This window comes from Pedobacter sp. UYP24, from assembly GCF_054057295.1.
Genome location: NZ_JBSRZD010000002.1, coordinates 578,671 through 604,836, shown reverse-complemented (window position 1 = coordinate 604,836; position 26,166 = coordinate 578,671). Strand labels below are relative to the sequence as shown.

The 26,166-nt window shown below is 36.5% G+C and carries 26 protein-coding genes; 11 read left to right on the top strand and 15 right to left on the bottom strand.

Translation table 11 applies throughout. The features are described 5' to 3' along the window. Nucleotides 1-86 precede the first annotated feature (86 nt). The 3 genes from ACVWYN_RS07295 to ACVWYN_RS07285 all read left to right on the top strand — a co-directional run bounded on the left by ACVWYN_RS07295 (nucleotide 87) and on the right by ACVWYN_RS07285 (nucleotide 3,699). A complete protein-coding gene (locus ACVWYN_RS07295; protein WP_457288175.1) occupies nucleotides 87-473 on the top strand; it encodes a DUF423 domain-containing protein in 387 nt (128 codons plus the stop codon). Then, nucleotides 466-2,946 carry a replication restart helicase PriA gene (gene priA / locus ACVWYN_RS07290; RefSeq protein WP_457288174.1) on the top strand — a complete coding sequence of 827 codons (2,481 nt, stop codon included), beginning with the start codon at nucleotides 466-468 and terminating at the stop codon, nucleotides 2,944-2,946. Before ACVWYN_RS07295 ends, priA begins: the two co-directional genes overlap by 8 nt. Nucleotides 2,947-3,042: 96 nt before the next feature. Continuing rightward, nucleotides 3,043-3,699 carry a protein-L-isoaspartate(D-aspartate) O-methyltransferase gene (locus ACVWYN_RS07285; protein WP_457288173.1) on the top strand — a complete coding sequence of 219 codons (657 nt, stop codon included), beginning with the start codon at nucleotides 3,043-3,045 and terminating at the stop codon, nucleotides 3,697-3,699. Between the two features lie 4 nt (nucleotides 3,700-3,703). On the opposite strand, the gene smpB is transcribed toward ACVWYN_RS07285, so the two are convergent. Genes smpB through ACVWYN_RS07270 form a run of 3 tightly spaced genes read right to left on the bottom strand, consistent with a single transcriptional unit; the run spans nucleotide 3,704 to nucleotide 6,702 of the window. After that, complete coding sequence (smpB, locus tag ACVWYN_RS07280; protein WP_457288172.1) at nucleotides 3,704-4,153, bottom strand: SsrA-binding protein SmpB; 450 nt, start codon at nucleotides 4,151-4,153, stop codon at nucleotides 3,704-3,706. Nucleotides 4,154-4,171: 18 nt separating this feature from the next. Continuing rightward, nucleotides 4,172-6,049: an Nramp family divalent metal transporter gene (locus ACVWYN_RS07275; protein ID WP_457288171.1), complete on the bottom strand. Its 1,878-nt coding sequence runs from the start codon at nucleotides 6,047-6,049 to the stop codon at nucleotides 4,172-4,174. Continuing rightward, nucleotides 6,049-6,702: a metal-dependent transcriptional regulator gene (locus tag ACVWYN_RS07270; RefSeq protein ID WP_457288170.1), complete on the bottom strand. Its 654-nt coding sequence runs from the start codon at nucleotides 6,700-6,702 to the stop codon at nucleotides 6,049-6,051. Before ACVWYN_RS07270 ends, ACVWYN_RS07275 begins: the two co-directional genes overlap by 1 nt. A 136-nt stretch (nucleotides 6,703-6,838) precedes the next feature. Between ACVWYN_RS07270 and ACVWYN_RS07265 the strand changes: the two genes are divergently transcribed. Beyond that, complete coding sequence (locus ACVWYN_RS07265) at nucleotides 6,839-7,309, top strand: Lrp/AsnC family transcriptional regulator (protein WP_457288169.1); 471 nt, start codon at nucleotides 6,839-6,841, stop codon at nucleotides 7,307-7,309. Here ACVWYN_RS07265 and ung read toward each other — a convergent pair. Both ung and ACVWYN_RS07255 read right to left on the bottom strand, forming a co-directional pair. Next, nucleotides 7,306-7,983, bottom strand: a complete 678-nt coding sequence (ung, locus tag ACVWYN_RS07260; protein WP_457288168.1) for a uracil-DNA glycosylase — start codon at nucleotides 7,981-7,983, stop codon at nucleotides 7,306-7,308. The genes ACVWYN_RS07265 and ung overlap by 4 nt on opposite strands. Next, complete coding sequence (locus ACVWYN_RS07255) at nucleotides 7,983-8,456, bottom strand: thioredoxin family protein (RefSeq protein WP_457288167.1); 474 nt, start codon at nucleotides 8,454-8,456, stop codon at nucleotides 7,983-7,985. The genes ung and ACVWYN_RS07255 overlap by 1 nt, the downstream gene beginning before the upstream one ends. A gap of 125 nt (nucleotides 8,457-8,581) precedes the next feature. Between ACVWYN_RS07255 and ACVWYN_RS07250 the strand changes: the two genes are divergently transcribed. Beyond that, a complete protein-coding gene (locus ACVWYN_RS07250) occupies nucleotides 8,582-9,118 on the top strand; it encodes a DUF2892 domain-containing protein (RefSeq protein ID WP_457288166.1) in 537 nt (178 codons plus the stop codon). Between the two features lie 33 nt (nucleotides 9,119-9,151). Here ACVWYN_RS07250 and ACVWYN_RS07245 read toward each other — a convergent pair whose 3' ends face one another. The 6 genes from ACVWYN_RS07245 to ACVWYN_RS07220 form a co-directional block, all read right to left on the bottom strand. Further along, on the bottom strand, nucleotides 9,152-9,367 hold the full coding sequence (locus ACVWYN_RS07245; RefSeq protein ID WP_457288165.1) for a hypothetical protein: 216 nt from the start codon (nucleotides 9,365-9,367) through the stop codon (nucleotides 9,152-9,154). An 86-nt stretch (nucleotides 9,368-9,453) separates the two neighbouring features. Beyond that, the gene (gene lysS / locus ACVWYN_RS07240; RefSeq protein ID WP_457288164.1) at nucleotides 9,454-11,175 is read right to left on the bottom strand and encodes a lysine--tRNA ligase; all 1,722 of its coding nucleotides are present in this window, start codon (nucleotides 11,173-11,175) and stop codon (nucleotides 9,454-9,456) included. Nucleotides 11,176-11,272: 97 nt separating this feature from the next. Continuing rightward, complete coding sequence (locus ACVWYN_RS07235) at nucleotides 11,273-13,186, bottom strand: AMP-dependent synthetase/ligase (protein ID WP_457288163.1); 1,914 nt, start codon at nucleotides 13,184-13,186, stop codon at nucleotides 11,273-11,275. Between the two features lie 93 nt (nucleotides 13,187-13,279). Next, entirely contained in the window at nucleotides 13,280-13,606 is a 327-nt protein-coding gene (locus tag ACVWYN_RS07230) for a HesB/IscA family protein (RefSeq protein ID WP_457288162.1), read from the bottom strand. A 15-nt stretch (nucleotides 13,607-13,621) separates the two neighbouring features. Continuing rightward, entirely contained in the window at nucleotides 13,622-14,035 is a 414-nt protein-coding gene (gene iscU, locus ACVWYN_RS07225) for a Fe-S cluster assembly scaffold IscU (protein WP_457288161.1), read from the bottom strand. A gap of 15 nt (nucleotides 14,036-14,050) precedes the next feature. Beyond that, nucleotides 14,051-15,262 (bottom strand): IscS subfamily cysteine desulfurase, encoded by a 1,212-nt coding sequence (locus ACVWYN_RS07220; protein ID WP_457288160.1) that lies wholly within the window; start codon nucleotides 15,260-15,262, stop codon nucleotides 14,051-14,053. Between the two features lie 494 nt (nucleotides 15,263-15,756). On the opposite strand from ACVWYN_RS07220, the gene ACVWYN_RS07215 reads away from it, so the two are divergent. The 6 genes from ACVWYN_RS07215 (at nucleotide 15,757) to ACVWYN_RS07190 (ending at nucleotide 20,602) form a co-directional block, all read left to right on the top strand. After that, on the top strand, nucleotides 15,757-16,005 hold the full coding sequence (locus tag ACVWYN_RS07215; protein ID WP_457288159.1) for a type B 50S ribosomal protein L31: 249 nt from the start codon (nucleotides 15,757-15,759) through the stop codon (nucleotides 16,003-16,005). Between the two features lie 73 nt (nucleotides 16,006-16,078). Further along, nucleotides 16,079-17,245, top strand: coding sequence for a GlmU family protein (locus ACVWYN_RS07210; protein ID WP_457288158.1), 1,167 nt, complete (start codon nucleotides 16,079-16,081; stop codon nucleotides 17,243-17,245). A gap of 39 nt (nucleotides 17,246-17,284) precedes the next feature. Continuing rightward, on the top strand, nucleotides 17,285-18,046 hold the full coding sequence (gene tpiA, locus ACVWYN_RS07205) for a triose-phosphate isomerase (RefSeq protein WP_457288157.1): 762 nt from the start codon (nucleotides 17,285-17,287) through the stop codon (nucleotides 18,044-18,046). Next, nucleotides 18,046-18,885, top strand: a complete 840-nt coding sequence (gene prmA, locus ACVWYN_RS07200) for a 50S ribosomal protein L11 methyltransferase (RefSeq protein ID WP_457288156.1) — start codon at nucleotides 18,046-18,048, stop codon at nucleotides 18,883-18,885. The genes tpiA and prmA overlap by 1 nt, the downstream gene beginning before the upstream one ends. A 2-nt stretch (nucleotides 18,886-18,887) precedes the next feature. After that, nucleotides 18,888-20,246, top strand: coding sequence for a UDP-N-acetylmuramate--L-alanine ligase (locus tag ACVWYN_RS07195; protein ID WP_457288155.1), 1,359 nt, complete (start codon nucleotides 18,888-18,890; stop codon nucleotides 20,244-20,246). Between the two features lie 26 nt (nucleotides 20,247-20,272). Next, complete coding sequence (locus tag ACVWYN_RS07190; protein WP_457288154.1) at nucleotides 20,273-20,602, top strand: helix-turn-helix domain-containing protein; 330 nt, start codon at nucleotides 20,273-20,275, stop codon at nucleotides 20,600-20,602. Nucleotides 20,603-20,606: 4 nt separating this feature from the next. On the opposite strand, the gene ACVWYN_RS07185 is transcribed toward ACVWYN_RS07190, so the two are convergent. The 4 genes from ACVWYN_RS07185 to ACVWYN_RS07170 form a co-directional block, all read right to left on the bottom strand. Next, a complete protein-coding gene (locus ACVWYN_RS07185) occupies nucleotides 20,607-21,728 on the bottom strand; it encodes a GNAT family N-acetyltransferase (RefSeq protein ID WP_457288153.1) in 1,122 nt (373 codons plus the stop codon). A 68-nt stretch (nucleotides 21,729-21,796) separates the two neighbouring features. Next, nucleotides 21,797-21,985, bottom strand: coding sequence for a hypothetical protein (locus tag ACVWYN_RS07180; protein WP_457288152.1), 189 nt, complete (start codon nucleotides 21,983-21,985; stop codon nucleotides 21,797-21,799). Between the two features lie 447 nt (nucleotides 21,986-22,432). Beyond that, nucleotides 22,433-25,378 (bottom strand): sensor histidine kinase, encoded by a 2,946-nt coding sequence (locus ACVWYN_RS07175; RefSeq protein WP_457288151.1) that lies wholly within the window; start codon nucleotides 25,376-25,378, stop codon nucleotides 22,433-22,435. Further along, nucleotides 25,368-26,150 (bottom strand): LytR/AlgR family response regulator transcription factor, encoded by a 783-nt coding sequence (locus tag ACVWYN_RS07170; RefSeq protein ID WP_457288150.1) that lies wholly within the window; start codon nucleotides 26,148-26,150, stop codon nucleotides 25,368-25,370. The genes ACVWYN_RS07175 and ACVWYN_RS07170 overlap by 11 nt, the downstream gene beginning before the upstream one ends. Nucleotides 26,151-26,166 lie beyond the last annotated feature (16 nt).

Here is a 26,166-nt window from a genome sequence, read left to right as displayed (position 1 = left end):
TATAACAAACTTAGAGAATTTGTTTGTCTTTAATACCTGTTACCTAACAATTTTATATAAGTTTGTTTTCTAAAAAGCGTTTTGCAATGAATAGAAGCATAGTATTAACCGCCTCCTTATTTGGTGCCCTTGCTGTAGTACTTGGTGCTTTTGGTGCGCACGGACTAAAGCAAGTTATTGATGAGGAGGCACTGACTATATGGGCAAAGGGAGTTGAATATCAGTTTTATCATACTTTTGCCTTGCTATTTCTTTCTCAGTTAAAGGGTGGTAAACAGCTTCGTCTGGCTTACTGGTTCTTTACCATTGGAATTGTATTTTTCTCAGGCTCTTTATATCTTTTGGCAACAAGATCTATTACGAATTTCAGTTTTCTGAATTCAGTAGGTCCGATCACACCTTTGGGTGGATTATTGTTAATATTAGGATGGTTAATGTTATTTTTAAACGCTTTAAAAATTAAGAATGCTTGATCTTCATGAACCTGATTTTGTAGAAAGAGAAACGTTATTTATAGAGGTGATTTTGCCGCTGTCTTTGACGAAAAACTACATATATCGGGTTCCCTTTGATCTGAATGATGAAGTTGCCGTTGGCAAGCGTGTTGTAGTACAGTTTGGAAAGAATAAGATTTACACTGCACTCGTAAAAAGCATAAGAAAAAGTGCTCCTGAGATTTATGAAGCCAAATATATTATTGATGTAATTGATAGCCACCCCATTATTACTGAGCAACAGTTACAATTATGGGATTGGATGACAGGATACTATTTGTGCAATGAAGGAGATGTCATGTCGGCCGCGCTACCTACAGGATTGAAGTTGGCCAGTGAAACTATTATTGTTTTGAAAGAAGATGCACTGATTGATGAGGAGGCATTTAGCGAAAAGGAACAATTGATACTCAATGCCTTTAGAAGCAGGGCGAGATTAACTATTGATGATGTATCGGCTTTGCTGGGACAAAAGACAGTTTACCCTATTATAAACTCACTTTTGAGTAAAGGGATGATTTACATTGCGGAGGAAGTTATAGAAAAATATAGGCCTTTGTTAAAAGCTTTTGTATCGCTTAACAGTTTCTACCAGGATGAAGACAATCTAAAACAATTATTTACCCTTCTTGAGCGTGCTCCGAAGCAGTTAGATGCGCTACTGGCTTATCTTAAACTGGCAAGACAGCAGCAGATTGTTTCAAAAGATGAATTGTTAACGGAAAGTCATTGTGGTGCAACAACCTTTAAGTCTTTATGTGATAAGGAAATTTTTAAGGTTAATAAAAGGCCGGTTAGCAGATTGGAGGATAACAATGATGGCTTCATCCTAAATTTCACTTTAAGTGAGGCGCAGAATAAAGCATTAAATGAAATTCAGGATGCATTTCTTGAAAAGGAAGTAGTGCTTTTACATGGAGTGACCGCTTCTGGGAAAACTCAAGTTTATATTAAATTAATAGAACAAGCAATAGAAAAAGGGGGACAGGTACTGTTTTTACTGCCTGAGATTGCCCTAACCACGCAAATAGTTGAACGTATACAAATGTATTTTGGCGATGCAATTGGTGTTTACCATAGTAAGTTTAACAATAATGAGCGTGTGGAAATTTGGAACAAGGTGCTAAACGGGCAATATCGTGTAGTTCTTGGTGCAAGATCTGCCGTATTTCTTCCTTTTAAAGAATTAAAGCTCATTGTAGTTGATGAGGAGCACGAATCTTCTTATAAGCAGCATGATCCCTCTCCGCGTTATCAGGCACGGGATGCGGCGGTGTATATGGGTCATATGCATGGTGCTAAAATTATGTTGGGATCTGCAACGCCATCTATAGAAAGTTATTATAATGCTACAACTGGTAAATATGGATTGGTAAAATTAAATGAACGTTTTGGTGGTGTGGAGCTTCCTTTACAGGAGGTGATTAGTATTGCAGAGGAAACTAAACGAAAGAAGATGGTTTCTTACTTTTCCAGTAAACTTATAGAAGAGATTGAACTAACACTTCAACATAAAGAGCAGGTGATTTTGTTTCAAAATCGAAGGGGGTATGCCACCATTTTGATTTGTGCTACCTGTGGATATGCCCCTAAATGTGTGAACTGTGATGTTAGTCTTACCTTTCATAAAACCAGTGGTAAGTTGCATTGTCATTATTGTGGATACCACCAAAGCAGTATAAATATTTGTCCGGCTTGTGGCTCTGTACATATCGAGCAAAAAGGATTTGGTACGGAAAGAATAGAAGAGGAATTAAGTTTGATTTTTCCAGAGGCAAGGATTGCGCGATTGGATGTTGATAGTACAAGGACTAAGAATGGCTTGCAGCAAATTATCTCTGAGTTTCAGGAAAAGAAGACGGACATTCTTATTGGTACTCAGATGGTAGCTAAAGGTCTGGATTTTGAGAATGTTACTCTGATTGGTGTAATCAATGCAGACACGTTATTGAATTATCCTGACTTTAGAGCATTTGAACGCAGTTATCAGTTGCTTGCACAGGTGGCTGGTAGGGCAGGCCGACGTGACAAACAAGGAAAAGTAATTATCCAGGCTTACGATGACAACCATAGAATCATTAACCAGGTAATAGATAACAAATATCAGGAAATGTATGAGAATGAACTCGCAGAGCGTAAGCAATTCAACTATCCTCCATTTACTAAGCTCATCTTTATAAATGTGAAGCATAAGGATGCTGATTTACTAAACGTGGCTTCACAAGCTTTCGCTACCGCCTTAAGAGTTCATTTGGGATACCGCGTGCTTGGACCGGAACAACCACTGATATCGCGCATTAGAAACTATTATATCAAACAGGTAATTATTAAAAGCGATAAAAATACCTCCATGTTAAAAGTGAAATCTGTATTGAAAGAAGTGATGCTACAATTCCAGTCGGAAAAAGAATACAGAGCGGTGAATATCCAAGTAGATGTTGATCCTTACTAATTTATTGGGATTGATTGTGTGTGGATTAGAATTATTTTAGAATAGACACAGCTAATTATTAGCTGGATTATCTTTCAAAAAGCTATTTTTGATATAATGGCATATAAGTTTATTGACAATTACAGAGAACAGGGAGCAAGAAAAAAGCTAGTGGCACACCTTGCATCCAGAGGAATTGAAGATAAAAATGTACTGAAAGCAATTGGCAAGGTACCGAGGCATTTCTTTTTTGACGAGACGTTCTGGAATCAAGCCTACAAGGACATTGCCTTTCCAATTGGAGACGGACAAACTATTTCTCAGCCCTATACTGTTGCTTATCAAAGTGAACTGCTCCACATTAAAAGAGGGGATAAAGTGTTGGAAATCGGTACAGGATCTGGTTATCAGACCTGTATTTTAATGGAGTTAGGTGCTAATGTATATACTATAGAACGGCAGGAGTCTATTTATCGCCATACCATTAGGGTTTTACCGGGTATGGGTTATAATGCGCACTTTTTTTTTGGTGACGGATCTAAAGGTATTGCCGCCCATGCGCCTTACGCTAAAATCATAGTTACTGCCGGGGCACCTTTTGTTCCTGAAATTTTATTGAAGCAATTGAAGATTGGTGGTATTCTGGTTATCCCTGTAGGTGATGAGCGAACTCAGAAAATGGTAACAGTAATTCGCGTGAGCGAATCTGACTTTGAAAGAATTGAATTGGATACATTCAGGTTTGTGCCGCTGGTTGGCGATCAGGCCTGGTAAAGGATTAAACCTTCATTGCCCTGTCCATTTCGCGTTTAGATTCTCTATCCTTAATGCTGTCTCTTTTATCAAATTCCTTTTTACCTTGTGCCAGTGCGATCTCTATTTTAGCAAACCCTCTTTCGTTGGTAAAAATTCTTAGTGGCACAATCGTGTATCCTTTCTCTTCGCCTTTTACCTTCAGCTTGCGGAGTTCCTTTTTTTGAAGAAGCAATACCCTATCACGTTTGATATCGTGATGATGAAAGGAGCTGTGACTGTATTCTGAAATATGAAGATTTCTGACGTACAGGGTGTTTCCGATGAACATACAGAAGGCATCAGACATATTGGCCTTACCCTGCCTGATGGCTTTGATTTCTGTTCCAAGTAGGGCGAGTCCAGCATTATATTTTTCTATAATGTGGTAATCAAAATAGGCCCGTTTATTCTTGATCTGTATATCGTTCTTCATTACTGCAAATATCGTAAATTATCTTACAATTAATACCGGTATCGATACCCTGTGCCTTACGGAGTTAACCGTAGTGCCAAGAATAAGATCTTTTAGGCCTTTGTGACCATGAGCACCCATAACCAATAATTCTAACTTGTTTTTGTTGCTAATCTCCACAATTGCCTTTACTGTGCCACCGTAGCCAATATGGGCCGTTGAGGTGTACCCCAGCTCTGCAAGATTTGTCCTGTATTTTTCCAGGTTCTCCTCATCGCTTTGAGTCTCATAATCCATTGCAGAATTTCCATGATATCTGGCGGCAGCTGTCTCAACTACATGAATAAGGTAATAATCAGCCTCATTACCACCTTGTATTAAAGCATGGCGGATTGTAGTACGATCGTTCTTAGAGAAATCTACAGTTATCCCGATTCTTTTGTATTGAATTTTCTCAACCTCCTCGATATTAAGAGCATTGCCATGAGGAGCAATATTTTGACCAGACTTGGCCTGTTTTACCAATGGGTAAATAAAAATATAAAGAAGGAATACACCAACAAGAATAGCAAGCGGAACTATTAAATAATACACGTACCATCCACCTGTGGCTCCCCAAATGCTGATTTCCTCTATAACCAACCTTACATTTAGAGAAACGATGACGATTGAACTTGCCCAGGCTAAAACCTTTACCCAAGGTTTTATAGCAAAGATTTTCATTGTTTTTCGATCTGATGTGAAATGTATTAGGGGTATTACTGCAAATCCAAGCTGCAGACTTAAGACTACCTGACTAAGGATAAGTAACCCTCCTAGTGCGTCATCACCAAAATAAAGAATGGTAAAAAAAGCTGGGATAATGGCCAATAGGCGGGTGATTAATCTCCTAAGCCATGGCTGTATGCGAAGTTTTAAGTGGCCCTCCATTACAATCTGACCAGCAAGGGTTCCTGTAACTGTAGAGCTCTGTCCGGCAGCTATTAGCGCAATTGCAAATAGGGTAGGTGCTGTATTACCGAATATGTTTTGCAGCAGTTTGTAGGCATCTTGAATTTCAGCAACCTCATGAAGTCCATTTTTATAGAATGCTGCCGCTGCAAGAATTAAAATAGCGGCGTTAACGAAAAAAGCGAGGTTAAGCGCTACTGCGGTATCAATGAAATTGAATTTTATAGCTTCCTTAATTCCGGCGTCGTCTCTTTTTATTTTCCTGGTTTGCACCAGTGAAGAATGAAGATAAAGGTTATGAGGCATTACTGTAGCGCCTATTATCCCGATAGCGATATATAATGCCTGACTGGAAAGCATACCCGGCTTAAAGCCTTTAGCAATTTCGATAATGGATGGCTCTACAATGAACATCTCTACTAAAAAGGAGAGCCCAACAATAAATACCATTGAAACAATGAATACCTCCATTTTACGCATTCCTTTGTTTAATAGAAACAATAGCAATACTGTATCGAATATAGTGACGCTAATACCCCATATTAGTGGTAGTCCAAACAAAAGGTTAAGCCCAATTGCCATTCCAATAATTTCCGCCAGATCACAGGCCACAATAGCAGTTTGTGCAAGTCCGAACAGTGGTATGTTCACCCATTTAGGATAAGCATTTCTTGAGGCCTGGGCCAAATCTAATCCTCTTACTATTCCTAAACGCGCACTAAGGGACTGTAATAATAAGGCAATTAAATTAGACATTAATAAGATCCAGATTAGCTGGTAACCAAATTTACTTCCACCAGCAATATCAGTGGCCCAGTTACCAGGGTCCATGTAACCAACGCTTACCAGGTATGCTGGACCAAGAAAAGATATGATGCGTTTCCATCCTGTTCTTTTACTCGTGTCTACACTGTTGTGTACTTCGCTAAGCGAATCGGAGTGTTTATGATTAGATGAGTTGCTCATTATATTTTAACAAGTAGATGTTTTGCTATTTCGCGACTTACATTAATTTTCTTTCCTTCTATTTCCAGTTCCAATGACCCATCGAAATCTATAATGTCCATCACAGCTATCTGCCGGCCTAACGTTAGGCTTAATCTTTCTAAATGCTGTAAAAATTCAGGTGAATGTTCGCTAACCCCCATAATAATTCCTGTTTGCTCTTTTTCTAGTTTATTTAATTTGATAAAAGCAAGATTGCTGAACTTACCATCCTTGTCGGGAATTGGATCCCCATGCGGATCATTTGTAGGGAATTTTAGGAATTCGTCTAAACGTTCAATAAGTTCGCCTGAATTGATATGTTCCAGTTCTTCTGCGATTTCATGAACCTGATCCCATTTAAATTTTAGTTTATCTACCAGGAATACTTCCCATAGGCGGTGTTTTCTTACAATATCGAGTGCAACAGTTTCTCCTTGTTCAGTAAGCGATACTCCTTGATATTTTTGATAATTAAGCAGTTTCTTTTCAGATAGTTTACGCATCATGTCTGTAACTGATGCTGCTTTAGTTTGAATCCTTTCTGCAATCGCATTTGTTTGAACTAATGCACTATTACCCAGAGAAAGATGGTAGATAATTTTTAAATAATTCTCTTCTGTAAAAGTTCTCATTGATGGCAGTCTAACTTATATTTTAGACAAATCTAAAAAAAATAGCGACAAATAAAATATATTTTTTATTCATTATTATAGAATAAAATTTGGCACTTAAACCATTGTTGTTCTATATTTGGATAAAATATTGAATATGGCTGCGGAATTAGATAAAACTGACTTTAAAATTCTTAAATTATTGCAAGAAAATGGTAGAATAACTAACCTTTTATTATCTCAAGAGATTGGGTTATCGCCCGCACCAACACTGGAAAGGGTACGTAAGCTTGAAATGTCTGGATACATTAAGAGTTACCATGCCCTTGTAGACGAAGAAAAGCTTGGTCTGGGAATTAAGACTTTTATACAAGTTCAGCTTGATTTTCATAAAAATAACACCATACAAATATTTTTGGATGAGGTAAATCTAATAAAGGAAATTACAGAATGCCATCACGTAACAGGTCAGGCTGATTTTCTGCTTAAGGTGTACGTAAATAATATTAAGGCTTACGAGCGGTTGATTATGGATAAAATTAGTAAAATCTCAGTTGTTAAAACCTTTCAAACCATGATGATCATGTCTACAACTAAGAAAGAGCCTATTGTGCCATTGGAGTATTAGGTGATTTGCCAGTTAATTATAGTTTTCCCTTCTTTTTCTAAAATTGCATTTGCTTTAGAAAAATGTTTGCAACCTAAAAAGCCGTTGTAAGCAGAAAAAGGAGAGGGGTGTGCCGCTTTTAGTATGGTGTGCTTCTGCTCATCTATCATGGTAGCTTTGTTTTGTGCATACTTACCCCATAGAAGGAATACTATTCCTTCTCGTTTTTCAGAAAGCGTAGTGATAATTTTATCTGTAAATATTTCCCAGCCTTTGCCTTGATGAGAGCCAGCTTCATGGGCCCTAACTGTTAACATGGCATTTAGCAATAATACTCCCTGATTTGCCCATTGGATTAAATTACCATGAGAAGGAATCTGGTAATCAGAAATATCATCAGCAAGTTCTTTATAGATGTTTTTAAGTGATGGAGGTACGACCATCCCTTTTGGAACAGAGAAAGAAAGACCATGTGCCTGTCCGCTGCCGTGGTAAGGATCCTGACCTAATATTACTACTTTAACTTGATCAAAAGGCGTATGGTTGAGTGCATTAAATATTTCTATGCCTTTGGGATAAACAGTATACCCATTTTCTTTTTCCTGAACCAGGAAAAATTTAAGATTAATCATATAATCTTTCTCAAATTCTTCTTCCAATACCGCTAGCCAGCTTTTTTCCAGATTTACAGACATTATTTAGTTGCTAATATGTTGAACATGTCTTTTTCTAGGGTCTCAAGTGGGTTTTCAGTAATACGACCTAATTCTTTGTCTTTTTCATAAATGATGATTGTTGGTACGAATTCTATCTTTAATCCATTCAGTATATCTCCCTCTGCTTTTTTGCTGCCATCAACTGCTATAATTGTAACATCTTTTTCAGATACTCCTAAGCTATCTATTACTTTAAAAAAATGAGGAATCTGTAATTTGCTATCACCACACCAGGTACCAAGAACTATGGTCACTTTTTTATCATTCAGTAAAGGCTTTAAGGAATCAATTGTCATGGAATCTGCTTCATAGATTGGATATTCTGTATCATAACTCTCTTTGAATTCGGGAAATGAAGTCAATCCTTCACGGGAACACTTGTTGATTAGGACAGTTTTATGCCTTAATTTATCTTCGATTTTCTTATTAATCTTTTCTTCGCTTACGTTCATGGCTAATAGTATAATCATTAGTGCTGATCCTTGCTTTCAATTTGTTTTTTTGCTGAAATTATAATTTTAAATCTAATTTTTTAGTATTTAAACACGATATTTGCAAAAAAAATATATAAAGGAATATGTCAAATATTGTTCGTCTTATTTTAGGTTTTGTTATACTGGGGGCATCTATTGCGCTTATGATCTTCAGTTTTTGGGGCTGGGGCATATTAGGCGTATTTATAAGTATACTGGTTTTTGTAACGTATTTCTTTAATGAGAACATGTTGCTGGCGCAATGGTTTTTAAGAAAAGATAACATGGTAAAAGCTGAAGTCTTTTTAAAAAGGATAACCAACTATGAGAAGCAATTAATTAGAGTACAACATGGTTATTACAACCTACTTGTTGGTTTAATTGAATCAAGAAAGGCTCCAATGCAATCTGAGAAGTATTTCAAGAAAGCTGTTACACTAGGATTGCATATGGACCACAATATGGCATTAGCCAAACTTAGTTTAGCAGGTATTGCAATGGGAAAAAGAAATAAAAGAGAAGCACAGATGTATCTTACTGAGGCAAAGAAGGCCGACAAGAACAAATTACTTGCCGATCAGATAAAGCAAATGAAAGATCAGATGGTGTTGATGGATAGACAGCAAATCAGGTACAGGTAATGCAACTGTAAGCTACATGCAAATGTGGCTTTTTTATTTTTCGCTTAATCTGTCAAAATTCTCATCACTTTCATAATCTGATGCTCTGCTGATCAAATCTTCGTCCATGTATTGGTTTCTTTTGCTGAAGAATAGCTGCTCAGATTGAATTCTTTTAATCAGCTGTCTTATCAATGTAAGATCGAATGAGTCTTTATTTAATTTTATGCAGTATTCGTTTTCTGTTATTTCAAGGCTTGAAGTATTCATAATATCTTATTTATTGTACGCCTTAAAATTAACAAAGCCCCACTACAATAAATGCGGTAGGGCTTTAAGCTTTTGTTATGATTTTGTTAAGAGAACCAAGCAGTTACTTCTTCTTTTGTAGGCATAGTCAATTCTAATTTCATTTTTTTACGCATACCGCCCAGATCGTTAAAAATCTTATTTGGGCTCGCTGCTTTTAATTCTTCAATGGTATTGATTCCCAACTTTCTAATTACCTGAACCCATTCTGCAGCTACTCCTGCATTTACAAAGTCTTCATCAGTAGTAACCTTTAATTTCTTTTCAGGACGCATTTGAGGGAAGAATAATACTTCCTGAATGGTAGACTGATTAGTCATCAGCATCACCAAACGATCAATTCCAATACCCAAACCGGATGTTGGAGGCATACCATATTCCAAAGCGCGTATAAAGTCATCATCCATTGCCATTGCTTCTGCATCACCTCTTGCAGCTAACGTCAACTGATCTTCAAAGCGTTCCCTCTGATCTATTGGATCATTAAGCTCTGAGTAAGCGTTTCCTATTTCCTTACCCATCACAAAAAGCTCAAATCTTTCAACAAGACCTTCTTTGCTGCGATGTTTTTTTGCAAGTGGGGTCATCTCTAATGGGTAATCAGTAATATAGGTTGGCTGAATTAGTTCTGCCTCTACCTTTTCACTAAATATCTCATCAACAAGCTTACCGCGACCCATACTTGAATCAATTTCTATATTCAGACCCTTACATGTTTCTTGAAGTTGCGCTTCCGTCATTGCAGATACATCAATTCCGGTGTACTTTTCAATCGACTCGTACATAGTTAATTTTTCATACGGACCTTCAAAGTTTATTTCATAATCTCCAACCTTAACGGTTGATTTACCATGAATAGCGATGGCTATTTTTTCGAAGCATTCTTCTACCATTTCCATCATCCAGATGTAGTCTTTGTAGGCTACATAGATTTCCATTGAAGTGTATTCTGGATTGTGTGTTCTATCCATACCTTCATTCCTGAACATTTTCCCGAATTCGTAAACGCCGTCGAAACCGGCAACGATAAGTCTTTTCAAGTATAGCTCATTGGCTATGCGCAGATAAAGTGGCATATCCAGTGTATTATGATGTGTTGAAAAAGGCCTTGCAGCAGCACCACCATGGATTGGTTGCAGGATGGGAGTTTCAACTTCCATCCAACCTTGATTATCAAAATAAGCACGCATGGTGTTTATTACCTTTGAACGGTTGATGAAGATCTGTTTAAAGTCTGGATTGACAGTCAAATCCACATAGCGCTGTCTGTAGCGTAATTCTGGGTCTGTAAAACCATCGTATATATTTCCTTCCTCATCACGTTTAACAACAGGAAGTGGTTTTAAAGACTTTGACAGGAGTTTAAGTGAAGTTACATGAATAGAGATCTCGCCAGTCTGCGTAGTAAATACATAACCCTTAATTCCTATAAAATCCCCAAGGTCCATAAGTTTCTTAAAAACGATATTATAGAGGGATTTGTCCTCATCCGGACAAAGATCATCACGTTTAAGGTAAACTTGTATCCTGCCGGTCGAATCCTGCAATTCAACAAAAGACGCACTGCCCATTATTCTGCGAGACATGATCCTTCCGGCAATACTTATATTTTTATAAGCTGTTTTATCCCGTTCGTAGTTTGCAGTAATATCTGCTGCATTTGCGTTAATTTCAAATGCTTCTGCAGGGTAGGGGTTAATACCTAATTCACGCAGCTGCTGAAGTGAGCTGCGGCGAAATACTTCTTGTTCTGATAGTCCTGTACTCATGTTTATGATATGCGGCAAAGCCGAATAATTTTATTTGTATATATTTTGGCAAAAATAGGTAATTGAACTGTTTTAAAAGTATTTTTCTGCGAAGCAATTAATCTGATTCTATAGATTCTGTATACATTTCCGCTATCGTGTCTGCATATTTCTTCTCTACTACCTTTCTTTTTATTTTAAGAGTAGGAGTTATTTCTCCCTCTTCCATACTAAAAGGATTGCGCTTTACTTTAAAGTTTTTTATTCGCTCAAATTTCGACAGCTCACCAGAGAATTTTTTGATGTCTTTACCAATCCAATCAGTAATTTCCTTATTCTCTATAAAAATACCCGGTTCTTGGAAAAAAGATGCATTAAGATTGAATTCCTCCTGAAGGTTTTCTTGATTAGGAATTACAATGGCAGTAAGATATTCTTGTTTATCACCTACCAGGAAAAGCTGATCTATTTTAGGGCTCTTTAAATAAATGTTTTCTACCGGAGTAGGGTATACATTTTTACCATAGGCGTTAACAATCATGTTCTTTAAACGATCTGTAATCTGTAGGTTACCCTTAAAAAAGCGACCGATGTCTCCTGTATGAAACCACTGATCCCTATCGATTGCCTCGGCCGTTTCTGCTGGTTTGTTAAAATAGCCCTGCATTACACAATGTCCCCTCACAATAATCTCACCCTCATCACAAGTAAAATCTTCACTAAAAGATTCATGTGTCTGGATATTGATCATTTCCTTGGTCTCTACATCCTGAATACCAATCTCTATCCCTGGAATTACTCGACCTACAGTACCGTATACTTGTCTATGATATTCAGTAACAGCCATTACAGGCGATGTTTCAGTTAAGCCAAATCCTTCCAGGATCTTAATGCCGAGATTTCCAAAAAATTCTCCCACATTCTTTGGAAGTGCGGCGCCACCTGAAATCATGAATTTAAGTCTTCCTCCAGTCTTCTCCTTTATTTTACTGAATACGAGCTTTTCGGCAATAGTCTTTTTTGCTGAAAGTAATAAACCCGGGTGTTCTCCAGCTTCTATTTTCTTTCTATATTTTTGCCCTATTTCCAAAGCCCATAAGAAGATTTTCGCTTTAATTCCCCCTGCTGATGTTCCTGCTTTTATGGCCTTATCATGGATTTTCTCTAATAATCTGGGTACGCAGTTCATTACAGTAGGTCTAACTTCACCCATGTTTTTTGCAAGGAGCTCCAAGCTCTGTGCAAATGCAATTTTACAACCTTGAGCACAGCATACATGATAGGTTGCGGTACGTTCAAATACATGAGATAATGGAAGAAAAGAAAGAAAAGTCTCAGTTTCATCAATAACCGGTATTTGCTGAAGGCACACCTCTACATTTTTAACAAAGTTATGATGAGATAACATTACACCTTTTGGGGTTCCAGTGGTGCCGGAAGTATAGATTAGTCCGGAAGTATCAGATGGTCTTAGAGCGGTTCTTATTGATGAAATTTTATTAATGATTTCAGCAGTAACAGCAGATTTATTTTCCAGTATATCCTGAAAATATAATACTTCCGCTACAAGGTCTTTAGGTAGTTCAACTTTGATATATTCCTGAAATGCAGGAATGATAAATAAAAGTTCCTTACAATTTTTAGCGATCTTCAATACTTTCTTATATAAGAAAGTATTGCCTATTAAGATAGCCTTAATGCCAGAATCGTTTATAATGTATTGTATTTCGTGTTCTGAAAGTGTTGGATAGATGGATACATTAATAGCTCCGATCTGCTGAATGCCCTGATCATAATAAACGTATTCTGGAGAGTTTTCAATCATAAGTCCCATCCTGTCACTCTTACCTATTCCTTTCTCAAGGCAGAATGCGGAAACTGCATCTGCATTCTCCAGCGTTTCACGATAAGATATTTCTTCCCACTCAGTATCCTTTTTATGGATAAGGAAGGTTTCTTCGGGTCTATGAATGTTTTCTACTACGTTTCTGAGCAAGCTCGGAACTGTTGAGAACTCATTAAATGATACCATATAAATTGTAATTAGCTCGTTAAGAAATATCCAGGTTATCTATATAACAAAAAAAGGGCACCGAAGTGCCCTTTCAAATATAGTAATAGAATGTTAAACGGAGAAACTTTCGCCGCATCCACAAGAGCGGCTTGCGTTAGGGTTATTAAAATTAAAACCCTTCCCATTTAATCCATCTGAAAAATCAAGTTCAGTTCCTGCCAGATACAAGAAAGATTTCATGTCCAATGCAATTTTAATACCCCTATCTTCAAAAAACTGATCCCCTTTTTGCTCTTCATTATCAAAGTCCAGGTTATAAGAAAGGCCTGAGCAACCACCACCTTTAACCGAAACACGCAAAAAATAGTTTTCATCCATATGCGCGTCTTGCATTAGGTGGTCTATTTTGCTTTTTGCTTTATCCGTTATTGTGATCATAATAATAGAATTTAATTAGTGATGAGACTTGGCAAGCTCAAATGGCTCCAAGCCATTTTTAACGCGATAATCGTTAATCGCTGATTTGATAGCATCTTCAGCCAATACCGAACAGTGAATCTTAACTGGTGGAAGTGCCAATTCTTCTACAATATCCATATTGTCAATTTCCAAGGCTTCATCAACTGTTTTACCTTTTAACCATTCTGTTGCTAGCGATGATGATGCAATTGCAGAACCACATCCAAAAGTTTTAAACTTTGCATCAGTGATCACATTATTTTCATCAACCTCAATCTGCAAACGCATTACATCGCCACACTCAGGTGCGCCAACTAATCCAGTTCCAACAGACTTGCTATCTTTATTTAAAGTACCAACGTTTCTTGGGTTGGTATAATGTTCCATTACTTTTTCTGAATATGCCATGTTATTTTTTCGTTATTAATGTTCTGCCCACTCTATTTTACTCAAATCAATTCCTTCTTTAAACATTTCCCAAAGAGGAGAAAGGTCCCTTAAGTGATTAACTGCTTTTTTAGTGTTTTCAATTGCGTAATCGATCTCTTCTTCAGTTGTAAAGCGGCCTAGTCCGAAACGTATAGAAGAATGTGCCAAATCATCAGAAAGGCCAAGGCTTTTTAATACATAAGATGGTTCCAATGATGCAGAAGTACATGCTGATCCTGAAGATACTGCAAGGTCTTTCATTGCCATCATTAAACCCTCACCTTCTACATACTTAAAAGAAATATTAGCGACATGCGGCAAACGGTGCTCTACATTACCATTTACATAACTTTCTTCCAACACAGTTAAGGCACTTTCCAGTTTGTCTCTTAATCCTGATAAGCGTTTTGCTTCGCTTTCCATCTCCAAACGGCAAAGTTCACATGCTTTTCCAAGTCCTACGATGCCAGGAACGTTTAAAGTTCCAGAGCGCATGCCACGTTCGTGTCCACCACCATCCATTTGCGCAGTAACTTTAACCCTTGGATTTTTGCGGCGGACATAAAGTACGCCAACGCCTTTAGGCCCATACATTTTATGAGCAGAAAAAGCCATAAGGTCAATTCCATCAGCATTAACATCAACTGGTATTTTACCAACCGCCTGTGTTGCATCAGTCATGAATAGTGCACCGTATTTATGAGCTATTGCTGATATTTCCTTAACAGGCTGTACAACACCAATTTCATTGTTTCCATACATAATGGTTACAAGGATAGTTTGTTCTGTCATGGCAGCCTCTAATTCCTGAAGATCGATCAAACCATCTTCTTTTACTTTTAGGTAAGTAATTTTAGCGCCAAGTTTTTCAAGGTGTTTACAGGTGTCAAGAACAGCTTTATGTTCTGTCGTAGCAGTGATAATGTGATTACCTTTTTCCTGATACATTTCGAATACACCCTTAATGCCAAGATTATCAGCCTCAGTAGCACCTGATGTAAATATAATTTCTTTTTCAGTACAGCCAATTAATTTAGCAGCTTGCTCACGTGCGTAATCAACCCCTTCTTCTGCAACCCAGCCAAAAGCATGGTTACGACTTGCAGCATTACCGAATTTATTTGTGAAGTATGGCAACATTGCTTCAAGTACCCTGGGATCCAGAGGAGTAGTTGCATTGTTATCTAAGTAAATAGGAAGTTCCATTATTTGTTATTATCTTAATAATGAACAAAGATACTAAAAAAGTATGCCAATAATTATAATTAATGCCTATAGCTGTATAGCTAAAACCTGCATTTTTACATTCCATTAACTGTTTGCAAGATTATCAGGAAAATAGATCACACTAGGGACCTTTCAGCTAGTTACTGGTAATAACCAGATCTATTTTTATACCCAATATAGCACAAGAAAAACAAGATAACGGTTTTCTCTTTATTTATAAAGCACTACGAGTTCGTGTATTCAATAACGTTAGGACATCGTTGGTCCATATTTAAAACATGGTTGACACATCTATGGATGTACCAACCATGTATCAACCATGTGTCAACAATGTATCAACCATGTATCAACCATAGTTGTATAACCCGTATCTTATCAAGGCATCAGATTTTTTTAGCAGACTCTTGTTATTGAGAAATATATTTACGATATTTGCATCCTTTAAAATAAGCGACAATTAAGTATATAACAATATGAAAAAAGATTTGCATCCATCAAACTATAGATTTGTAGTATTTAAAGATATGTCAAACGAATACTCTTTTTTAACTAAATCTTGTGTAGATACTAAAGAGAGTATTACTTGGGAAGACGGCAAAGACTATCCTCTTTATAAGCTGGAAATTTCTCATACTTCACACCCTTTTTATACTGGAAAAATGAAGTTAGTTGATACAGCTGGTCGTATCGATAAATTCAAAACGCGCTACGCTAAGAAGTAATTCTTTAGTTTTTTATAAATTATTTTAAAGTCCCCTTGCTGATGCATCGGGACTTTTTCTATTTTTGTTGCTTATGACAATCAATTTATTTGATGACAGTGCATGGCATACAATGCTCCCACTAACTTTCACACGTCCGCTTGCTGACCTTCGCATCGGTATTTTAACAATCGCTCAAAAGTGGGAACGGCACTTAAATGCGCAGGCTGGCTACATCACGTCATCCTATCTTCAGGTAAAATATCCAATATTACCCGGCGCAGAATTGTGTATCAATGGGTCTGTTTGTCCGAATGAAGCTTTAATCGATGCAGTTTACTCTCTAAAACCCGGTGAAGCACTCTATAAACAAGGATTACTGATAGCATGTGCCTCAAGTACAATTGCAGAAGTAGGTAATGGTGGTTTTAAAGCAGTTGTATTTGAATCTGATTTGGTGAGAATAATTTATCCTGAAGATATTTTTAAACTGAATGATGTAGAATTGCAAGCTGATTTTCTCTTAATCACTAAAGGACGTACTTCAAAAAAGCTAAGTATAACTAATACGTTTTTGGGCGAAAATATTTTTGCAGAAGAAGGGGCAGAAGTAGAATGCGCTACGCTTAACAGCTTATCAGGCCCAATTTATATAGGTAAGAATGCCCAAATTTGGGAAGGAAGTAACATTAGGGGCTCTTTTGCATTGTGTAACGATTCTCAAGTGAAAATGGGAGCTAAAATCTACGGAAAAACTACTGTTGGGCCATTCAGTAGGGTAGGTGGAGAAATCAACAATTCAGTAATTTGGGGGTATTCATCTAAGGGGCACGAGGGATATTTGGGTAACTCAGTAATGGGACAATGGTGTAATATTGGTGCAGACAGTAACAACTCCAATCTTAAAAATAATTATGCAGAGGTTAAGCTTTGGGATTATAATACCGAGAGTTTCCGTAAAACCGGACTACAGTTTTGTGGATTGATTATGGCAGATCATTCCAAATGCGCAATAAACACCATGTTCAACACAGGTACTGTTGCAGGGGTGAGTGCCAATATATTTGGATCCGGTTTTCCCAGAAATTTTGTGCCTGATTTTGCTTGGGGGGGGGCTCAGGGATTTGAAGTATACAGCATTAAGAAAATGTTTGAGACTGCAGCAAAGGTCTATAAACGTAGAGATCTTGACTTTGATGAGGTGGAGAAAGATATCCTAACTAAGGTTTTTGAGGATACCCAAAAATATAGACACTTTTAATGTCTTTTTAATCAGATTATAAATAGAACTAAGAATATTATGAGAAAGAAAATAGTAGCAGGAAACTGGAAAATGAATTTGGAATATGCTGAAGGCATATCTTTATTTTCAGAAATTGTTAACATGGTTAAAGATGAAAAAAATGGTGAACAGATTGCCATCATTTGCGCACCATATATTCATTTAAACAGTTTAGCACTGCTTGGTGGTAGCACTGTATTTATCGGAGCGCAAAACTGTCACCAAAAGGAAAGTGGAGCATATACAGGAGAGATCTCTGCAAAAATGGTCAAATCAGTTGGTTGCGAATATGTGATTATTGGTCACTCCGAAAGACGCCAGTATTTTGCTGAATCTGATGAGCTATTGGCTGATAAAACAATAATTGCTTTGCAGAATAGTTTAACACCTATTTTCTGCATAGGTGAAACCCTTGATGAGCGTAACAATGGTAGTTATTTTGAAGTATTGAAATCTCAGTTGGTAAATGGTATTTTTGGGCTATCTGAAACCGATTTTTCTAAACTAGTTATTGCTTACGAACCTGTATGGGCTATTGGAACAGGATTAACTGCAAGCTCTGAGCAAGCACAGGAAGTACATGCATTTATCCGTAAGGAAATTGCTGCTAAATACAACCCGACTATAGCTGATGATACAACAATTCTTTATGGCGGAAGCTGTAATCCAAAAAATGCTGCTGAACTTTTTGCACAAGCTGATATAGATGGAGGATTAATTGGTGGAGCTTCCTTGAAATCAAGGGATTTTGTTGACATTATCAAAGCTTTCAACTCTTAATGCAGTATATCCAGGTTAAATTTCATTTTGAAGCCATAGCGGAATATCAGAAGGATTTATTGATTGATGATTTGGCGAGTATTGGTTATAATACTTTTGAAGATATAGAAGACGGATTTGATGCATTTATAGATTTCGACTCTTATGATGCCGAAAAACTAAATACTGTTGCTGCCCAGTTAGATGATAAACTGAAGTATAATTATGTCAGTACTGAAATAGCGGCAGAAAACTGGAATGAAGAATGGGAAAAGAACTTTGAACCTTTAATCATTAACGCAAAATGTTATGTTAGGGCAACTTTTCATAAGCCTCGTCCAGAATTCGAATACGAGATCATTATAGATCCTAAGATGGCTTTTGGAACAGGGCATCATCAAACCACGACAATGATGATGCAATATTTACTTGAGGCAGATATTAAGAATAAAACCATTTTAGATATGGGATGTGGTACAGGTATACTTGCTATTCTTTCAGCCAAATTGGGTGCTTCTGAGCTTTTTGCTATAGATAATGACGATATATGCTATCAAAGTACATTAGAAAATGCTGTATTAAATAAAATCACAAATCTAAGTACCTTATGTGGAAGTAAAGAACAGATTCCTAATCAACAATTTGACATTATTCTCGCTAATATTAATAGAAACATTCTTTTAGACCAGATTTCATCCTACAATGAAGCTTTGATTTCAAATGGCGCAATCTATTTTAGCGGCTTTTATGAGTCGCCAGACCTAGAAATGATTAGAGAGGCTTGTGAGAAATTAAGGATAAGATATCAAGATCACAAAAAAATAGGCGACTGGGTAGCTGCTCATTTTATTAAAGATTAATTATGCGTATACATTTTATTGCTATAGGAGGAAGTGCAATGCATAATCTGGCAATTGCGCTTCATAAAAAGGGGTACAAAGTAACCGGTTCTGATGATGCAATTTTTGAACCTTCTAGCAGCAGATTAAGCAAATACGGATTGCTACCAGAGCAGATGGGTTGGTTTGAAGGACAGATCACAAAGGATCTTGATGCAGTGATACTTGGTATGCATGCGTTAGAGGATAATCCTGAATTGTTAAAAGCACAGGAGTTTGGCCTAAAGATCTATTCATATCCTGAATATGTTTACGAACAAACTAAGGAAAAGCTGAGGATAGTCATAGGAGGAAGTCACGGTAAAACAACCATAACGTCTATGATTCTTCATGTTCTGAATTATTTTAATAAAGATTTTGACTACCTGGTGGGCGCTCAGCTTACGGGGTTCGATACCATGGTTAAAATTACCAATTCAGCACCAATGATCGTTATAGAGGGTGATGAATACCTGGCATCCCCAATAGATAGACGACCAAAGTTTCATCTTTATAAAGCGAATGTTGCTGTTATAAGTGGAATTGCCTGGGATCACATCAATGTTTTTCCCACCTATCAGGATTATATTAAGCAATTTGAAGTGTTTATTGAGACCATTCAAGATGGAGGTACTCTTATTTACTGCCAAGCAGATCATGATCTTAACCAGATTGCTGGTCAATCAAACGCGCCAGTTAAAAAGATTGGTTACAATATTCCTGCAAATGAAATCCGTGATGGAATAACATATTTGCTGCCGGGAAATATACCTCTGGAGATTTTTGGTGAGCATAATTTGATGAATCTAAATGCTGCAAAACTAGTATGTGAACAAGTGGGGATTTCTGAAATTGATTTCAATCAATCCATCTCAACATTCAAAGGTGCTTCAAAACGATTGGAACTTGTTGGTAAAAAGGACTTAACTAATGTCTATAAAGATTTTGCACACTCCCCATCTAAATTAAAGGCGACAATTGACGCAGTTAAGAAACAATTTACTGTCAGAAAACTAGTTGCTTGTATAGAGTTGCATACATTTAGTAGTTTAAACAAAGAGTTCCTTGTTCAATATGCTGATACTATGTCACAAGCTGATTGTGCAATAGTTTTTATTGATAAGAAAACATTCGAACACAAAAAAATGATTCCATTTTCAGAATCAGATGTTCAAATAGCCTTTAACGATTCAAATATTAAGTTTTTTGATAATATTGCATTGCTTAAAACACACTTGTTAGAATTGAATTATTACAAATCAAACCTTTTAATGATGAGTTCAGGAAACTTTAGCGGCTTAGATCTTGCTAATTTGGCACGCGAGTTGAACACTTCCGGTTAAACAAAGTATCACCTTAAAATTAAATTATGAATACTATAGGTAAAAACATAAGACAATTACGTCAAAAAAATGGCTGGAGTCAGGGAGAAGTGGCGAAGCGTCTAAATATTTCTATACCAGCATTTTCTAAAATAGAAACAGGTATCACAGATATCAATATCTCAAGATTGGGGCAAATAGCTAGTCTTTTTGAGGTATCCACCATGGATATTATTTCCAAAGAAGGTGAAAATCCACAGTCGCTAAACTTTGAGGAAATTAATAAATTAAAAGAAAGATTATCTCAAAGAGAAGAAGAGATCATTAAACTTCAAAAGAAAGTTATAGATCTTTACGAAGAGATCAGAGAGAAATAGACATCTAATTGAAAGTCTTTCTCATGGTTAGGTGCCGCTTGCCAAAAGTGGCACCTGTTGCTTCGTGTATGGATAACATTTTGTCGTTAAAGTCGCCTACCCAGGAAAGTTCCAGCTCATCGTACTGGTTTAAAGGAAGAACATATTCTTTAAGCTTTATAAAGAGCGCAGATTCTAAACCATGTTTTTGATACGATTGTTTAGTACCCATCACAATTGCTCTCATCCTGCTAACACCAATCCATCTTCGGTATACAAATTTTACTTTTTCTAACAATCCCAGTTTACCATTGAAGTCCTTTATCATTTGATTGGCATCAGGTATGATCACTACAAAAGAAGCAGGTTCACCATTAAGGTAGGCAAACCAGATTAATTTCTCATCCATTATCATTTCCATTTTTTTGAAACTTTCCAGCAGGGTTTCCTTTTTAATGGGTACGAAATTTTCAAAATCTTTCCATGCATCGTTATAAATTTCCATCAAATCATTAACGTATTTGTCGGCATTTTTTTTAGAGAAATGCTCAAAAGTATACCCTGGCTTATTGGAAACCCAGGTAGCTATTTTAGTAAATCGTTCTGGAAATGGTTTACGAACCTGTAAGTGATTCGTGATTTGTTCGTAAACCTTTTTAAATCCATATTTATCAAAAAGATCAAGATAGTATTGTGGATTGTAATTCATGCTGTAGGATGGCTTTGTAAAGCCTTCAACTAGCAATCCCCAGAAGGAGTCATTCTCGCCAAAATTGATAGGCCCATCCATTGCTTTCATTCCTTGTTCTTCAAGCCAACTTTTAGCTTTATCAAACAACATATTTGCTGCAGTCTGATCGTTAATGCATTCAAACAATCCAATACCTCCAGTAGGCACATCAAATTGATATGCCTTTTTTTCATTAATAAATGCGGCTATCCTACCGATTGCTTTACCTTCATTATTGCTTAATATCCATCTCGTGCATTTACCATGTAAAAAAAATGGATTCTTGTTTTCATTAAAAATGTCTTCAATGTCATTATCTAGTGGGCAAATCCAATTCTTGTCATCTTTGTAAATAACCCTGGCAACATCTAAAAATTCTTTCTTTTTTTCTTTGCCGTTAACAGGTGCTAAGATCATGTGCTACTGAGGTTTGTGTAAACTAAAAAGCATCCCTTAAGGATGCTTAAAATTTATTCTGTAAAGGTTTAATAATCATCATCTTCATCGTCAGCCCCATAGGTATCAAATGTGTCCAGATCATCTAGGGGAATATCAAAATCATCCTCGTCTTCATCCTCTAACTTCTTACTTGTAGATTCTTCGTTTGAATCTTCCAGTTCTTCTTCTGGATCCACTAAGGGACTTTTTTTGATTGGTTTCTTTGGCGCTTTCATTGATTAAAATAAGTTACCCAGGGTTTCATTTATCTTTTAAATTTACGAAAAAGGTTTCAGATCGTAGGAGCTGTTTTATAAAGATTTTCGTTGCCTCAAAAATAAAATAAAAATAGTTTAAGGAAGACATTAATTATAAATTTTCCGATTTTTTCAAAGCTATCCTCAATTTATTGAATATTAGCGCAGTTTATGAAAAAAACGGCTTGGGTCGATTTTTGAGAAAAAAAAATGGTAAAGCTTGAACTTTACCATTTTTTAACACACAAATGAAACCTGAATTGAGATATAGTTTTAGGTTAGGTAAAATATCTTTGATCAATTCTATAAGAACGCTTTCTACAAACACTCGGTTTGTTTTAATATCTATAACAATGTTAAGGCAATTATTAAAATGATTTTTTATTAGTTAGTGAGTGGTATATATAATTGAGTAAACGGTAAAATTTATGATAAAGGGATTAAAATGGACACTAATGTTCCTGATATTCCTGTTTGTTTAACCTCAATCTTTATAGGATTTACTTCAACTTGGTTGAGCAAGTTTATTCTTTCCTTAGTAAGACTCATGCCTTTGCTAATGTGCTCACCTTTTTTCTCAGCAAGAGAGTTTGTAATCCCAATGCCATTATCTTTGATCAGGATACTTAATTGTGATTGCTCAGTAAGTTCAATACTAATATTTATATTTCCTCCATCTTCTTTAGGCATAATGCCATGCCAGATGGCATTTTCAATGTATGGCTGCAAGATCATGGAGGGTATCATTGTTTCTTCCCGATCTATCTCAGGGGCAATTTGTATGCTATAATTAAGTTTATCCCCGAATCTCTTTTTCTCCAGACTTAAATATAACGTGAGGTATTCAATTTCCTCTTCAACTGATATATAACTCTTGGTACAAATTTCCAGGTTTTTCCTGATCAATCTGGCAAATCCAGTTAAGATTTTATTCGCAGAGCTTGTGTCTTTCGTGTTAATATAATGCTGTATAGAGTTCATCACATTAAACACAAAATGTGGATTCATCATGGCCTGTAGTGCTCGTTGTTCCAGCATTAGTATTTTGTTCTTTAAAAGCAGCTGCTCTTGTTCCTTGTTTTTCTGTCTTCGAGTTACAACAACTGCTATTTTATAGATGAAAAGGATAGCAAGAATGAATAAAATGGTTATAAACCTGAGGGATTGCCAAAAATGCTTTTCGAGCTCAAAATTTATTATTGTTGGCTTGCTCCAATTGCTATCGTTACTTTTTGCACTCAGCTGGAAAGTATATTTTCCAACCTCTAAAGAGCTGAATTCAAGCCTCCTGTTTTTTGTTTCTGTCCAGTTTGCCTCTGCTTTTAACCGATATCTATAGGTAATATTTTTATTTTGAAAATCAATTGCGCTATAATGAAAAGTGATGTTGTTATTCGGAGGATCCAGCAGGTAATCTGGGTAATTTAAGCTAAGTTTTTTCTCATTATTTACAATTTCAGTTATAAAAACCTTTGGCGCCTCCTTAAAGGGTTTTACCTGGTTGATGGGGAAGTATACCAAACCGTTATTGGTAGCAAAATAGGCATACGTTTTGTCTATGTATAAGGCATTTACATCGTCTCTCAGCAATGAGTTAGTATATTCAAATGTTTCTACTGAAGTCGATTTATTTTTTAAAGAAACCTTATTTATGCCATTGTTAGTCACTACCCATATTTGTCCATTGCTAATAAAAAGCTTCTTGCAAATATTATCCGATAAACCATCTTTCTGACTGATCAATTTATTAATCTTATTATCCTTAATACAAATAATGCCATAACCGTCAGTAGCTAATACTATTGTTCCATCTTCAAGTTGCTGGATGTCGTTTATTCTTTTCGTAAGTAAAGGGCTATCCTTGTAGTAATTAAATACCTCGCTAAGAGATAATTCAGAAAGTCCTCTTATGGTAGAAAACCAAAGTTTCTGGTTGTCGTCGTAAAAAACGCAGTAAGCTCTGCCAGGGAAAAAATTATTTCCTGTATTAAAAGAGAAAGAATTAAACTCAAATTTCTTATTTCTATCAGGCAATATAACTACCCCTGAAGAAAGCGCAATTGAGAGGCTTTTATCTTTTGCAATGCTGAAACTTTTAATTACGAACATGGAGTTATTTGTTTCTTTCAAGTAATCAATCCTTGAATTAACATCATCAGCATTTATAATTCTACCCAGTCCGTATTCACTTGCAAAATACATGGTATTGATCTTCGCATCATAGTTCAATTGCCTAATGCTGCTGTATTTTTGACTGTTTGGTAAAAAGAGCTTAGTTATTTTATGGTCCTTAATTCCAATCATGTTTATGGTTGCTTCATCCAACCCTAGCCAAAGCCTGTTGTTCCCGTCTCTTGCAATACTTCTGATGGATTGATTGCTTAATCCTTGTGATTCATCTATCACATAAAGGCGCTCATCTTTTCTTGGCAGCATATAAATGCCATTGGTAGTGGTAAACCAAAGGTTGTTTTTGTCATCTTTAATAACCTGACTTGCAGAAATATCACTTAGGTAGTTGATGGTGCTACCATCCGTTTGAATGTTATGGATTCCTGAATTATTGCTCAGCCAGATTCCATTGAGTTCGTCAATATAAAAATACCCTGGATTGTTGTTTAGCAGGCTTGGGTTAATGGCCTTTTTAAATACTTCTGCAGCACCAACTCTTAGGTTCAATCCATCTTTATCAATAAATGCCAATGTTTTGTCAGGAAGCGTTAAAGACATCTTGTAGGATATAGGAAGCGATTTGTGGGGTGTCACCTTAAAGTCTTTCCCAACAAGCATGCGTACACTCCGGTTGCTATAAGCCCAAATTCTGCCGGTCTTATCTTCGTGTATAAAAGTATTGATAAACTGCCGGTCTTTATTTCCAGATATAAATTTAGTAATCGATTTCCCATCCAACATCACCAGAAGGTTTCTATTGGTGCCAAACCATATCCTGCCGTTTTTGTCCTGAAAAAACGATACAATTATCGCATTGAACTTTAGAAGTTTAAGGAGATCATTATTGGTCTCATTGAAAATTTTGCCATTATAGAAATAGCTGAGCTGTCCGTTTAATGCAAGAAACCAAATCTTACCACTTCGGTCTTCTTTTACCTGAAGTATTTGATTGTCAGGCAATCCATCATCTATGGAAAAATTCTCGAATACCGTTCCATCAAACCTGCTAACTCCGGCATCTGTTGCTATCCAGATGTATCCTTTTGAGTCTTGTAGGGTAAAGTAGCAATTGTTACTCGGCAGTCCATCCTTCGTTGTAAAATGCTTGAGGTAGATGGACTGGGCATACGCCGCATTAATAAATCCAATCGTTAGCATAAACGCTGCTACTAACGATAGCTTCAATAGACTACTTTTCATTTTCAAGACTGGTATACGATTTTACCTTTTCTAAAAAGTCGCTAGCCCTCCTCCTTGAAACGGCAATCCTGTCGCCATTTTTTAAGGTTACTTCCAATCCATTTTTTGAATTGTATTCATTTAAATAGTCGAGATTTACAATGCTTGATTTATGAATTCTTATAAATTGATGATCTGGAAGTAACTCTTCATACTCTTTAAGGACTTTTGATACCGTAATCTTTTCGCCTCCAGCAAGGTAAAAAATAGAGTAATTGCTGTCTGCCTCAATATGAATAATATCTGCTAAACTCACTAAACTATAACCTTGCCCATTAGGCAGGCTAATCTTTTTAATCTCTGATCGATCAGAAAGTTGCTGAGAAAGGTTCAGTAGATTGTCGTTCTTTTCATCACCTTTCCTGCTTAATGCAATATATTTTGCAGCCCTGTCTACCGCTTCTTTAAGTTCATCAATGTCTATAGGCTTAAGCAGGTAGTCCAATGCGTTTGCTTTAATTGCTTTAAGTGCATATTGATCGTAAGCTGTTGTGAATATTATATGCGCATTGTTCTCCCGCACATTACTGATTAGTTCAAAACCATTCTCTCCTGGCATTGCAATATCAAGAAAAACAAGGTCTGTTTTGTTATTTAAAAGGATAGTTCTTGCTTCAGCCACAGACTTGGCAATGCCTATAACATGAATGTTATCACAGTTCTCCTGAATGAGGAAATACAAAGAAGAACGTGCAAATTCCTCATCATCAACAATAATTGCATTAAGTACCATAACCTGCTTTATCTGG